Raw genomic sequence first — 13444 nt, 5'->3', positions numbered from 1 at the left:
GATTAATTCATAGCAAGTTAATCTTCCTTTGTCCGGGGAAGATTAATAAGTGGTGAGCAAATTTTTAGTAGTAACATTTAAAAAACAAATTAAGAGTGGATACTTTAAGTTACAAGACCATTTCTGCAAACAAGGCAACTGTAACCAAAGAATGGGTTATTGTTGATGCTACAGACCAAACTTTAGGTCGTCTGGGCGCAAAAGTTGCGAAACTGTTGAGAGGAAAGTATAAACCAAACTTTACTCCTCATGTAGACTGCGGTGATAACGTTATTATCATTAATGCAGACAAAGTTAAATTAACTGGTAACAAATGGAATGACAGAGTTTATTTGTCATATACAGGTTATCCTGGTGGTCAGAGAGAAATGACTCCTGCCCGTTTGATCGCTAAACCTAACGGCGAAGACAGATTACTGAGAAAGGTAGTAAAGGGTATGCTTCCTAAAAATAGACTGGGAGCTAAATTGCTGAGCAATATGTATGTATACGCTGGTGGCGAACACAAACACGATGCACAGAACCCGAAATCAATTGATATAAACTTACTTAAATAAGATATAATGGAAGTAGTAAATGCATTAGGCAGACGTAAACGTGCTATTGCACGCGTATTCGTAAGCGAAGGTACAGGAAAGATTACTATTAACAAGAGAGACCTTGCAGAGTACTTTCCATCAACTATTCTTCAGTATGTAGTAAAACAACCGTTGAACAAGTTAGGTGTTGCTGAGAAGTATGACATCAAAGTAAACTTGTGTGGTGGTGGTTTCACTGGTCAGTCTCAGGCACTGCGTTTAGCTATTGCTCGTGCACTGGTTAAGATGAATGCTGAAGATAAAGCTGCTCTTCGTGCTGAAGGATTCATGACACGCGATCCCCGTTCTGTTGAACGTAAGAAACCGGGTCAGCCGAAAGCTCGTAGAAGATTCCAGTTCAGTAAGCGTTAATGTGCTGCCTGACGGAATATGTTTAGTATCTAAACTACCGGGACTCTTTGATCAGGCTACCCGGCGGTTGGTTTAGAAAAACAAAAAAGAAAGTAAACGATTTAAAGAAAAAACAAGATGTCAAGAACAAATTTTGATACATTACTGGAAGCCGGTTGCCACTTCGGACACCTTAAAAGAAAGTGGAACCCCGCAATGGCTCCTTATATTTTCATGGAACGCAATGGTATTCACATCATTGACCTCCACAAAACTGTTGCAAAAGTAGACGAAGCTGCTGAAGCTTTGAAACAAATTGCAAAATCAGGCAAGAAAGTCCTTTTTGTTGCTACTAAAAAACAAGCTAAACAAGTTGTAGCTGATAAAGCTGCATCTGTAAATATGCCTTATGTTATCGAACGCTGGCCGGGTGGTATGTTGACTAACTTCCCTACTATCCGTAAGGCTGTGAAAAAGATGGCTACTATCGATAAGTTGACTAACGATGGTACTTACTCTAATCTTTCTAAAAGAGAAATCCTTCAGATCTCTCGTCAGCGTGCTAAGCTGGACAAAACATTGGGTTCTATCGCTGACCTGACTCGTTTGCCTTCTGCTCTGTTCGTTATTGACGTAATGAAAGAAAACATCGCTGTTCGCGAAGCTAACCGTTTGGGTATTCCTGTATTTGGTATTGTTGATACTAACTCAGATCCTTCAAATGTAGATTTCGTAATTCCGGCAAATGATGATGCTACTAAATCAATCGAAGTAATTCTTGAAGCTTGCTGCGCTGCTATGCAGGAAGGTTTGGAAGAAAGAAAAGCTGAGAAAATTGATATGGAAGCAGCTGGTGAAGCTCCTGCTAACAAAGGCAAGAAAAAATCAACTAAGGCTAGACTCGATAAGTCCGACGAAGAAGCAATCAATGCAGCTAAAGCTGCTGCTTTCATTAAGGAAGACGAAGAGGCTTAATATATTGTAAGTAGTCAGTAGTAAGTAGTTAAGTAGTAAGTAGCAATACTTCTACTTTTTGTAGCCAACATTCTACTTGACTACTTAACTACTTAATACTTGACTACTTTTTTTATAAACGAACTTAAAATAGGAAAATATTATGGCTGTAACAATGGCTGATATAACCAAGCTGCGCAAAATGACCGGAGCTGGTATGATGGATTGCAAAAATGCGTTGACAGAAGCTAATGGTGACTTTGATGGCGCTATGAAAATTATCCGTGAAAAAGGACAGGCAGTTGCTGCAAAACGTTCTGACCGCGAAGCTTCAGAAGGTTGTGTACTCGTGAAAGTTGCTGATGGTTTTGGTGCTATCATTGCTTTGAAATGCGAAACTGACTTCGTTGCTAAAAATGAAGATTTTATTAAATTAACTCAGGATATTCTGGATGCTGCTGTAGCTAACAAGTGCAAGACTCTGGAAGAAGTACAGGCTTTGCCAATGGGTGACGTTACTATTGCTCAGGCTGTAACAGACAGAAGTGGTATCACTGGAGAAAAAATGGAACTGGATGGTTACATGACTCTGGAAGGTTCTGCTATTGCTACTTACAACCACCAGGGTAAGAACTTCCTTTGTACAATGGTTGCTTTGAGCAAAGAAGTAGATCCGAAGGTTGGTCACGAGGTTGCTATGCAGGTTGCTGCAATGAACCCGATTGCAGTGGACGAAGCTGGTGTACCTGCTGATGTATTGGAAAAAGAAAAAGAAATTGCAGCTGACAAAGCTCGTCAGGAAGGTAAACCTGAGAACATGATTGAAAAGATCGCTATGGGTCGTATCAGCAAGTTCTACAAAGAGGTTTGCTTGTTGAAGCAAGAATACATTCAGGATGGTAAAATGACTGTTGCTGAATACCTGAAGTCAGTAGATAAAGATCTGACTGTTACTGCATTCAAACGCTTTACTTTAAGAGCTGAATAATTCAGTAATAAAAAATATAAAAACGGCCGCTCGGAAATAGTTCCATAGCGGCCGTTTTCTTGTTTTGCATTATATATTATTCATCGCCTGTCGCACCTCCCCGTGCGGGAAGCACCACTAACCTATAGGTTTGGTTCTTGTATAACCTTCTTTTTTTAGGAGTTCAAGTATTTTTTGTTTGAAATCGCCTTGTATCATGATTTCTCCATCTTTTGCTGCTCCTCCTACACCGCATTTGGTTTTTAGTTGCTTTCCCAATTCTTTCAGGTCATTGTCGGTACCGACAAAACCGGTGATGAGTGTTACTACCTTTCCACCCCGGTTTTTACGGTCCAGTTGTACGCGTAGGTTTTGCTGGGCGGGGGCAAGTGTTACCTGTTCCTCATCGTCATCCATTTCATAATTGAAATCCGGGTTTGTAGAATAAACCACATTCAATCGTTCTTTCCAGTCATTATTCTTCATATCATTTATTCTTTTATATAAGGTCAAAGATAATGCAAACCGGGAGTAGAATAAAATGAACTCATTCATTTTTTATGTCGAGGGGCAGCTTATCTTTGCTTTTGGGCAAAAGTAATATTTTGTATTGATCCTTGCAATCTTTTGTGCTTTTTGTCGTCTAATACATATATTATGATAAGTAGTAACTATGACAGCTTTTTATTGAAACGCAAATGATCGCAGATTAAATGGCTGCGCTATACTTGAGCGATGATATTCTTTGCGTGAATCTGCGATAATCTGCGTTTCAGTAATAGTATCATATAATTTAGAACGATTACTTAGTAAAACAAAACTGGAATGAAAAGGTATTTATGGTTTATAATATTCTGTTTCTTAACTTTACCTTCTATAGCACAAGTGTTTAAAGGGAGAATTGCAAATGAGAAAGGAGAACCGGTGCCTTATGCATCTCTTTATTTGAAGGAATTGAGATGGGGATTTACTACAGATGATAATGGGTGCTTTCAAACAGAACTTAAACCTGGACATTATACTTGTGAGATTTCTTCGCTGGGATATACAGGACAGAGTCTTTCTATACAGATGCCTGTCGGAGGATTAGAAAAGAATGTTGTACTTGCTGAACGTATCTATTCTCTGAATGAAGTAAGTGTGGTAAAAGGAGCGGAAGACCCTGCGTATGCCGTTATGCGAAGAGCGATAGCCAATGCGCCCTATTATCGGACTCAGGTAACTGGTTTTACTGCTGAAACCTATTTGAAGGGTACAGGGAAAGTGAAAAGTATTCCTGCTGTATTAAAACTATCCAAGGAGGTAAGAACGGAGTCGAAGAAAATGTTGGGGAAACTTTTCTTGCTGGAAGAACAGCGTAAAGTTACGTTCAAAGCTCCCAATACTTGGAAAGATACGGTGAAAGCTTATAGTAATACTTTTCCGGAAGAGATTAAGATAAGCATGGGGCTGGCAACTGTCAATCTTTATAATCCTACCATTTTTGATAAGGTATCTCCATTGAGTAAAGGTGCCTTTTCTTATTACCGTTTCAAAATGGAAGGCTTTTATGCCGAAGGTGGTCATATGATAAATAAAATCAAGGTGATTCCTAAGAAAGATAATCCGCAATTAGTGGCGGGCGATCTGTATATTGTTGAAGATCTCTGGTGTGTTTCTGCAGCCAGTCTTTCGGTTCGTATGAGCGGATTAAAAACCATGGTAAAAGTGACTTGTAAAGAAGTGCAGCCTTCTGCTTTTTTAGCTACTTCTACCAGTATGGAATGCACAATTGATATGATGGGGCTCAAGGCGGAAGCGTCTTATTTAGCTTCGGTACATTATGAACGTGTAGAAACTGTTGGCGGATTTGGGATACAGGAACAAAAGACATCTAAGGCTACGGTAGCTGATCCAAAAATCACGAAGAAACAGGAAAAGGTACAGAAGCAGATAAAAGAACTCTCTGCAAAAGAAGATTTGACAATGAGCGAGGCTTATAAGTTATCCAAGCTGATGGAGAAATCAATTGTAACGTCCGATACGTTAAAATCTGAGCATAAGTATGAGCGGAGATCACTTGCCGACCGTTGGAATGTAGCAACTGACTCATTGGCAGATAAAAAAGATTCTCTCTACTGGGCGGCAGTTCGTAGTGTTCCTTTAAAACCGGAAGAGATCCAGAGTTATATTAATAAAGAAAAATTGATAGCTCCGAAAGATTCACTTCGGAAAGATAGTGTAAAAGGACGTTCTATCACAAGAAAGGTTTTGCAGGCTTTCTTTGTAGGAGATACATACCGGACTAAGAACAAAAAGGCTTGGTTAAGTTTATATGGATTGCCTTCATACATTCCTGAATATAATTTTGTGGATGGATTCTGGTTAGGAGCGCGTTTGGAAGGGGGAATTAAATTATCGGAGACTGCAACTCTTCGGCTATCTCCATCCATCTATTATACTACTGCCCGTAAATCGCTGGTAGGAGAAGGGGAAATAACATTGAATTATGCTCCGCGGCGTAATGGACAATTTTTATTGTCGGGTGGTGTACTTTCTTCCGATTATAATGGAGAAAGCGGAGAATCCAGGTTAATAAACTCTGTTGCTTCCTCTTTCTTTGGGCGCAATGATGTGAAGTTGTATGATAAGCGTTTCTTGTTTATTGGGCATGAAATAGAGTTGACCAATGGGTTGCTTTTTTCTGCATCACTTACCTGGCAGCAACGCAAAATGCTGGAGAATCATATATCGAGGAGCTGGTTTAAGCGAAAAGCAGAACCTAATATTCCCGCCAATAGTTCTTTTGTACCGATGCCAGAGAATGAATTATTAAAAGCTTCGTTTGTGTTGGAATATACACCGGCACATTATTACCGAATGATACGTGGAAGAAAAGTTTATGAGGAGTCTCGCTTTCCAACCTTTACACTCCGTTATGACCGTGCATTTCCTTTGGATGGAATGAAACCATCCCCTTCTTATCATCTGACTGAGTTTTCGGCGCGGCAAAAGGTTGAATTCGGCATGTTTAATAATTTTAATTGGTATGTGAATGCAGGTGCTTTTGGGGATGTTGACAAGATGCAATTTCCCGATTTTAAACATTTTGCAACAACAAGTCTGCCGTTTACGGAACGAACGTTTGATACGGGCTTCGCTTTGCTTGATAACTACGCTTATTCTAATAACACCCGTTGGGCGCAGGCCAATCTTTCCTGGTATACTCCTTATCTGTTGTTGAAGCAACTTCCTTTTCTGAGAAAAAAGAGGTTTGATGAAGCGTTGCATCTCCGTTCGGTAGTTGTATATGGCCGGAAACCTTATACGGAAATAGGTTATTCTGTGGGACTTTCTGAAATACTACGGGCGGGAGTTTTTGTAGGTTTTGATTGCCTGAAGTTTCATTCGGTTGGAGTATCTGTAAGTATTCCTTTGGCAATGTTCAGGGAGTATTAAGTTGCTATGTAGAAATAATGTTAAGCTTCTATGACATCTCTGTTGTATTTCAGAAAAAATAATGTAAATTTGCCAATCTCTAATCTTAAAGCATGAAAGAAGTGACAATGGATCGTCAGATACAGCATAAAGATAATATGAGGGTACCGGAACCTACTTTGCGCAGACTACCGTGGTACTTGTCTAATGTTAAGTTGCTGAAGCAGAGAGGGGAACGTTACGTTTCTTCTACACAGATATCCAAGGAAATCAATGTAGATGCTTCACAGATTGCGAAAGACTTGTCTTACGTTAATATTTCCGGGCGTACGCGTGTGGGCTATGAGGTAGATACCTTAATTGCTGTTCTAGAGCACTTTCTTGGCTTTACAGATATTCATAAAGCTTTTCTTTTTGGTGTTGGTAGTTTGGGTGGAGCATTGTTGCAGGACTCAGGCTTGAAACACTTTGGTCTGGAAATAGTGGCTGCTTTCGATGTGAATCCTGCTTTGGTAGGTACCAGTCTGAATGGTATTCCTATTTTTCATTCGGATGAATTTGCAAAGAAGATGCAGGAATATGACGTACATATTGGTGTGCTTACTGTTCCTATTGAGATAGCGCAATGTATTACCGATGTAATGGTAGCGGGAGGCATTAAAGCTGTTTGGAACTTTACACCGTTCCGTATCCGTGTTCCTGAAAATATCGTAGTACAGAATACTTCCCTTTATGCCCATTTGGCTGTTATGTTTAACCGATTGAATTTTAACGAAATCAAATAATGAAGATTATCGCTGTAGGAATGAACTATACTCAGCACAATAAAGAGCTGGGACATACGTTAATAAATCAAGAGCCGGTTATCTTCATGAAGCCCGATTCGGCGATACTGAAAGACGGTAAGCCATTCTTTATCCCCGACTTTTCGGACGAGGTGCATTATGAAACAGAATTGGTAGTACGCATCAACCGCTTAGGTAAGAATATCGCCCCACGTTTTGCGCATCGTTACTATGATGCGGTGACCGTTGGAATTGATTTTACTGCTCGTGATCTGCAACGCCGTTTTCGTGAATTCGGCGGACCTTGGGAACTCTGTAAGGGATTCGATAGCTCGGCAGCTATTGGCACATTTGTCCCGGTTGAACGCTTTGCTGATATTCAGCAGTTACATTTTAACCTGACAATTGACGGACAAGAGGTGCAGAGTGGATGTACGGCAGACATGTTATTTCATGTGGATGATATTATTGCGTATGTGAGCCGTTTTGTGACATTGAAAATTGGCGACCTGTTATTTACGGGTACTCCCGCAGGAGTAGGTCCCGTTAGTGTAGGTCAGCACCTGCAAGGATACCTTGAAGGAGATAAGCTACTCGATTTTTATATAAGGTAATATGCCTGTTTGCCAATAGAATGTTGGCTGCGTGATAACATTTGCATGGTAACCGGCACATTAGCAAATTAATCTATGCTTATTATGTACAGGGTACTTTACATTCTCATATTGTTTATCGTATTTCCGGTTTCAGCTCAGGATCGTTTTATTACGCTGGACTGGCAGAAGTTACCTGCTGTCCAAACTCTTCCGGAAATTTCTGAAAGCATTCCTTTGTCTGACGATTTCTATTTAAATAACTATGATGTAAAGATTGAGTTTCCGGAGTTTGTAGATCTGACTCCTGAAGCTGTCGTTGAGCTAATAGCGAAAGGGGTAACTTTGCCCGATTATCCTCAGGCTGAGGTTTCTGTAGTTACATCTGCTGATAAAGCTTCTTTAAATGTACGGTTCGTTCCGGTAGTTTACCGGAAGGGAATTTATCAACGCATTAATTCTTTTAAGCTTTCTGTTATTAGTACACCGATTTCTGCTACTACCCTTGCAGCAACAAGAGCAGCCACATTAGCAACTACTGAAAATTCTGTTCTTTCTTCCGGACGATTTGTGAAAATACGTGTCTCTGATACCGGAGTTTATCGTATTACGCAGGCTGAATTAAGGAAAATGGGATTCTTTAATCCGGATAAGGTGCGGATCTATGGTTATGGGGGGTATCTGCTTTCGGAGAAATTCTCAGAGCACCCCGCTGATGATCTTCCCGAGGTGCCTTTATATCGTGGAGGCGATGGAGTCTTGTTTTATGCCCGTGGTACCCTTCATTGGAAGAAAACCGGTGATACTTTTGTCCGTATAAAGAATTTCTATTCGGATGATGCTTATTACTTCCTGACGGAGAGTGATGAAAAGCCGGCCGAGTTTCCTGTGGAAGATGGTACCGGTAGCAGTTCTAATATTATTGAGACTTTCGATGCATATGCTTTGCATGAGACAGATGCTTATTCATGGGCGGCTTCAGGGCGGGAGTTATATGATTCTTATGACTATGTGGTAGGTAATTCACAAAGTTATTCTTTTACTCTTCCCAATATCACCGATGAAAGTGGCCGTATCCGGGTTGTTTTTACGGCAAGGTCTTTGGGAGCAGGCTCTTCCGGTAACACTACAATGACAGTTGCTATTGATGGACAAAATATTGGTACACAAGTTATTCCTGGAATTAATTCGAATAGCGTTAATGCTCATTATATAAAGGCGGGTGAAGGTACATTAGATCAACTCTGGACAGGTGATAAGTCGGAATCTGTTACTGTAAAGCTTACTCATAATCGTGCTTCCGGTATTTCAGGACGATTGAATTATATTATCTTGAATTATAAACAACGGCTACAGATGAATGGAGGGGCTCTTGCGTTTCGTGCTTTACAATCTCAGGGGCAAGCAAGTACATTTGTTATTTCCGGTGCAAATTCTTCTACTGTTGTATGGGATGTTACTTCGCCTTCAGAATATAAACAGATCAAAGGAACTTTGAGTGGAGACACTTATACCTTTACTATTCCAGCTAGTAATATCCTGCGTGAATTTGTGGCAGTTAATACTTCGGCTTCTTTTGGTGGAGTAGAGAGTATGGGAGATGTTTCTAATCAGAACCTTCATGCATTGAAGGGTATTGACATGGTGATTATTGTGCCGGACAGAACTGCTTTTGTTCAGCAAGCCGAACGTTTGGCAGAGGCACATCGTGACAAGGATGGGCTTACTGTAGAGGTAGTGAAAGCTTCACAAGTATACAATGAATTTTCATCCGGAACTCCGGATGCTACGGCTTATCGTCGTTTTATGAAGATGCTGTATGATAAAGCGACTTCTGCCGAAGATCGAATTAAGTATCTATTACTTTTTGGAGATTGTAGTTATGATAATCGCATGATTACAGCAAGTTGGAGGAATTATAAACCTTCTGATTTCCTGCTTTCTTTCCAGTTTCCAAACTCGGTGGATGAGACACAGTCTTATATGACTGACGATTATTTTGGTTTTGTAAAAGGTGAAGTGAGTTCGCTGACCAGTGGTATTCCTGATATTGGTGTAGGTCGTTTTCCTGTTCGTGTGGTTGATGAAGCCAAAGCTGTGGTTGATAAGACAATTGATTATATATATAATAAGAATGCAGGTCCTTGGAAGCGGATGACTTGCTTTGTTGGAGATGATGCGGCAGGGAATGATGATGATATAGGCTTTATGGAACAGGCTAGTGATCTTGCCGATAGAGTAAATAATACCCTTTCTGGTATGCGCGGAGAACGTATCCTTGCAGATGCTTATAAGAGAGAATCTTCAGCTACAGGCTATAGTTATCCTCAGGCAAATAAGCGGTTATTGCAATTGTTAGATCAGGGCTTGTTGCTCGTTAATTATACAGGGCATAGTGGTACAACTTCCTGGTCATCAGAAAATTTATTGACTTCTGCTGATGTTGTAAATCTGTCATCTCCTCGTTTATCTATATGGTTTACCGCATCATGTGAGTTTACTCGTTTTGATGCGGAGGCTACTTCAGCTGGTGAATTAGCTCTGTTGAATAAGAAAGGGGGAGCTATTGCGATGGTTTCGGCTGCAAGAGTAGTATATGATGATCCAAACAAAATCTTGAATAATAACTTTGTGGATAAGTTATTTACTCTACAGGATGGTAAACGATTGCGGTTGGGAGATATAGTTCGATTAGCAAAGTTGGCAGCAAGTAGTGATGGGGGAAATAGATTGAATTTCAATCTGATGGGGGATCCTGCCATAATGCCTACTTATCCTGATTATAAAGTGGTAGTGGATGAGTTCGATGGTCCTCCGTCTGATGAATTGCCTTTTATGAGAGCTGGTGCTAAAGTGACGGTGAAAGGACATATTCTTACTCCTGATGGTAAGCCTGCTGATGATTTTACAGGAACGGTTCACCCCTTGGTTTATGATAGCAAGGAGACTATTAGTACCCTTAATACGTTAAATAAGGGAGCTGTGACTTATACTGATCATAACAAGATTCTTTTCTCCGGAATGGATTCTGTACGTAATGGTCGCTTTGAACTGACTTTCCCTGTGCCGTTAGATATTAATTATTCCAATGAGCAGGGGTTGTTGAATCTCTATGCTTGTGATGCCGATAAGCGGGAAGCTGGTGGTGTTTTTGATCGTTTTCTCGTAGGAGGAACAGCCGATGATATTCCTACCTCTGGTGAAGGGCCTGATATAATGGTATATCTGAATACTCCTGATTTTCCATGGGGAGGCTTAGTGAATGAAACACCTTATTTTGTAGCGGAATTGGAGGATGAAGATGGAATCAATACTGTAGGAAACGGTATTGGACATGATCTTTCTCTTTGTATTGATGGTAAACTTACCTATTCTTTGAATGATTATTATACTCCGGTTGCAGGTAGTTATACCAAGGGGACAGCTGCATTTTCAATTCCGGCCCTGTCTGAGGGTAAGCATACTCTTACTTTCCGTGCCTGGGATATCATGAATAATTCTTCTGTGAAATCTTTGGAATTTGAAGTTGTGAAAGGGTTGCGCCCCGGATTGTTCTCTATAACTTGCAGCAAGAGTCCGGCTCGTGAAAGTACTACATTTATTCTTTCGCATGACCGCCCTGGTTCAGAGCTGAATGTACGTATAGCTGTATGTGACTTTGCAGGTCGGGAGTTATGGGTACACAATGAACAGGGAATATCTTCCGGTGGTTATTATTATGTAGACTGGGATCTATGTAGTAACGCCGGTCAGCGTCTGTCACCGGGTATTTATCTTTACCGTGCTTCTATTACTTCCGGTGATAGTAAGGAGAGTACGAAAACCGAGAAAATAGTCATTCTGGCACAATAAATCAGTGAAAATCCGGTTTATATGTACACATCCATAAGATTGGTTATGAAGAAAATATTTATATCATTTCTACTGTTTTTTGCTTTCTCTGTCAGTTTGTGGGCACAGAAAGATCAGTTCAATCCTATCAATACAGGTGTCAATTCACTCGGCATTGCTCCCGACTCACGTGGTGGTGGTATGGGAGACGTAGGTGCTGCTACCGACCCGGATAACAACTCACAATACTGGAATCCGGCAAAGTATCCGTTTACGATTGGGCGCGCAGGTGTATCTATCTCCTATACTCCCTGGTTGCGTAAATTGGTTAATGATATTGACTTGGCTTATCTGGCCGGATATTATCGCATTGGTGATTACCAAGCGATCAGTGGTTCGTTACGCTATTTCTCTTTGGGTGAAGTGCCTATGGGAGGGGATGCTACAACAGGTTCTACCTATAGCATCAGTCCTTATGAAATGGCAGTAGATGTGGCTTATTCGCGTATGCTATCCGAGCGTTTTTCTGCTGCTGTTGCTTTGCGCTATATCTACTCTGATTTGGCTTATAAACAGGATGAGGAGGTCTCTCCCGGTTCTGCATTTGCTGCTGATATCGCTTTCTATTATACAAATTATATCATGCTTGCGCAGCGTGAGTGTATGTTGTCTTTCGGGTTAAACCTTTCTAATATTGGTACGAAAATCTCTTATGATGGAGGTAATTCCAGCCAGTTTCTGCCTACTAATTTTCGTTTAGGTGGTTCGTTGTTGGCTCCGATAGACGATTATAATACGATAGCTTTCAGTCTTGATATAAATAAACTGATGGTACCTACGCGTCCGACTTTTGAGCAATATAAAGAAAAGTTCGGTGAAGATATGACCCAGGCAGAGTATACCCAGTGGTTACAAACAGAGGGCTATAATGATATCTCTCCAATCAAAGGTATTTTCAAATCCTTCAGTGATGCTCCCGGCGGTTTCAAGGAAGAGTTGCAAGAGATTCAATGGTCTTTAGGAGTAGAATATACTTATCATAACCAATTCTCCGTTCGTGGTGGTTATCACTATGAACATGAAAACAAGGGTAATCGTAAGTACTTCTCTTTTGGTGCCGGATTTAAGATGAGTGTATTCTCTCTTGATGCTGCTTACCTGGTGTCTACTGCGCAAAGCAATCCGCTTGACCAGACATTGCGTTTCACATTGGGTTTTGATCTTGACGGTATCAGAGATTTATTTGGTCGTCGGAGATAACTTCGGAATAATACCAATAGAACAAGAGGATGTGTCAAAGATTCTACTGACACATCCTCTTGTTTTTTCTAGTAGCTTTTCCTACTTCTGCTACGTGAATAAACCTAAAAAAGTCATCCAACTTCGATGTAATCCGGAGAAAAATAGATAGCTTCGGGCTGAAATTAATTTCTTACTGACTTTAAAGAAAAAGATATAAAAATGAAGATACGTGTAGGCTTTGGGTTTGACGTTCATCAGTTGGTAGAAGGACGTGAATTATGGTTGGGAGGTATTCTCCTGGAACATGAAAAAGGATTATTAGGGCACTCTGATGCAGACGTCCTGATACATGCAATCTGTGACGCTTTACTGGGGGCTGCGAATATGCGTGATATTGGTTATCACTTCCCCGATACAGCCGGAGAGTTTAAGAATGTTGACAGTAAGATATTATTGAAGAGGACTGTTGAACTGATTGCAACCAAGGGGTATAGAGTAGGAAATATCGATGCTACTATCTGTGCAGAACGTCCGAAACTGAAAGCACATATTCCTGTTATGCAGACAAAACTCGCAGCAGTGATGGATATAGATGTGGATGAAGTTTCTATTAAAGCTACAACAACAGAAAAATTGGGCTTTACAGGTCGCGAAGAAGGTATATCGGCATATGCCACTGTATTGATTGAAAAAATAGATTGTAAATAAACTACCCAAACACATATT

11 protein-coding genes are annotated in these 13444 nt (G+C 40.5%); 10 read left to right on the top strand and 1 reads right to left on the bottom strand.

Annotation, left to right across the window (positions count from 1 at the left end):
• The first annotated feature begins 95 nt into the window (after window positions 1–95).
• The 4 genes from rplM (at window position 96) to tsf (ending at window position 2871) form a co-directional block, all read left to right on the top strand.
• Window positions 96–557, top strand: a complete 462-nt coding sequence (rplM, locus tag HCG69_RS08775; protein WP_002562283.1) for a 50S ribosomal protein L13 — start codon at window positions 96–98, stop codon at window positions 555–557.
• A gap of 6 nt (window positions 558–563) precedes the next feature.
• Complete coding sequence (gene rpsI / locus HCG69_RS08770) at window positions 564–950, top strand: 30S ribosomal protein S9 (protein WP_002562282.1); 387 nt, start codon at window positions 564–566, stop codon at window positions 948–950.
• 117 nt (window positions 951–1067) lie between these two features.
• Entirely contained in the window at window positions 1068–1904 is an 837-nt protein-coding gene (gene rpsB / locus HCG69_RS08765; RefSeq protein WP_002562281.1) for a 30S ribosomal protein S2, read from the top strand.
• Window positions 1905–2046: 142 nt separating this feature from the next.
• A complete protein-coding gene (gene tsf, locus HCG69_RS08760; protein WP_195350428.1) occupies window positions 2047–2871 on the top strand; it encodes a translation elongation factor Ts in 825 nt (274 codons plus the stop codon).
• Window positions 2872–2988: 117 nt separating this feature from the next.
• On the opposite strand, the gene HCG69_RS08755 is transcribed toward tsf, so the two are convergent.
• On the bottom strand, window positions 2989–3336 hold the full coding sequence (locus HCG69_RS08755; RefSeq protein WP_002562279.1) for a translation initiation factor: 348 nt from the start codon (window positions 3334–3336) through the stop codon (window positions 2989–2991).
• A gap of 339 nt (window positions 3337–3675) precedes the next feature.
• On the opposite strand from HCG69_RS08755, the gene HCG69_RS08750 reads away from it, so the two are divergent.
• From HCG69_RS08750 to ispF, 6 genes are all read left to right on the top strand, one after another.
• On the top strand, window positions 3676–6288 hold the full coding sequence (locus tag HCG69_RS08750) for a DUF5686 and carboxypeptidase regulatory-like domain-containing protein (protein ID WP_221649745.1): 2613 nt from the start codon (window positions 3676–3678) through the stop codon (window positions 6286–6288).
• 101 nt (window positions 6289–6389) lie between these two features.
• Window positions 6390–7052 (top strand): redox-sensing transcriptional repressor Rex, encoded by a 663-nt coding sequence (locus HCG69_RS08745; protein WP_025867468.1) that lies wholly within the window; start codon window positions 6390–6392, stop codon window positions 7050–7052.
• Window positions 7052–7666, top strand: coding sequence for a fumarylacetoacetate hydrolase family protein (locus HCG69_RS08740; protein ID WP_002562276.1), 615 nt, complete (start codon window positions 7052–7054; stop codon window positions 7664–7666). Before HCG69_RS08745 ends, HCG69_RS08740 begins: the two co-directional genes overlap by 1 nt.
• 84 nt (window positions 7667–7750) lie before the next feature.
• The gene (porU, locus tag HCG69_RS08735; protein WP_221649744.1) at window positions 7751–11497 is read left to right on the top strand and encodes a type IX secretion system sortase PorU; all 3747 of its coding nucleotides are present in this window, start codon (window positions 7751–7753) and stop codon (window positions 11495–11497) included.
• A gap of 45 nt (window positions 11498–11542) precedes the next feature.
• Entirely contained in the window at window positions 11543–12736 is a 1194-nt protein-coding gene (porV, locus tag HCG69_RS08730) for a type IX secretion system outer membrane channel protein PorV (RefSeq protein WP_221649743.1), read from the top strand.
• 201 nt (window positions 12737–12937) lie between these two features.
• The gene (ispF, locus tag HCG69_RS08725) at window positions 12938–13426 is read left to right on the top strand and encodes a 2-C-methyl-D-erythritol 2,4-cyclodiphosphate synthase (RefSeq protein ID WP_221649742.1); all 489 of its coding nucleotides are present in this window, start codon (window positions 12938–12940) and stop codon (window positions 13424–13426) included.
• Window positions 13427–13444: the final 18 nt, after the last annotated feature.

Source organism: Bacteroides sp. K03 (genome assembly GCF_019734355.1).
Lineage (GTDB): Bacteria > Bacteroidota > Bacteroidia > Bacteroidales > Bacteroidaceae > Bacteroides > Bacteroides nordii.
Note: the sequence above shows the minus strand (reverse complement) of the source record. Positions and strands in the feature narration are given on the sequence as shown.

Excerpts from the sequence above, each read along its gene's own strand:
- rpsI (WP_002562282.1), top strand. The coding sequence starts at position 564 with ATGGAAGTAGTAAATGCATTAGGCAGACGTAAACGTGCTATTGCACGC.
- rpsB (WP_002562281.1), top strand. The coding sequence starts at position 1,068 with ATGTCAAGAACAAATTTTGATACATTACTGGAAGCCGGTTGCCACTTC.
- tsf (WP_195350428.1), top strand. The coding sequence starts at position 2,047 with ATGGCTGTAACAATGGCTGATATAACCAAGCTGCGCAAAATGACCGGA.
- HCG69_RS08755 (WP_002562279.1), bottom strand. The coding sequence starts at position 3,336 with ATGAAGAATAATGACTGGAAAGAACGATTGAATGTGGTTTATTCTACA.
- HCG69_RS08750 (WP_221649745.1), top strand. The coding sequence starts at position 3,676 with ATGAAAAGGTATTTATGGTTTATAATATTCTGTTTCTTAACTTTACCT.
- HCG69_RS08740 (WP_002562276.1), top strand. The coding sequence starts at position 7,052 with ATGAAGATTATCGCTGTAGGAATGAACTATACTCAGCACAATAAAGAG.
- porU (WP_221649744.1), top strand. The coding sequence starts at position 7,751 with ATGTACAGGGTACTTTACATTCTCATATTGTTTATCGTATTTCCGGTT.
- porV (WP_221649743.1), top strand. The coding sequence starts at position 11,543 with ATGAAGAAAATATTTATATCATTTCTACTGTTTTTTGCTTTCTCTGTC.
- ispF (WP_221649742.1), top strand. The coding sequence starts at position 12,938 with ATGAAGATACGTGTAGGCTTTGGGTTTGACGTTCATCAGTTGGTAGAA.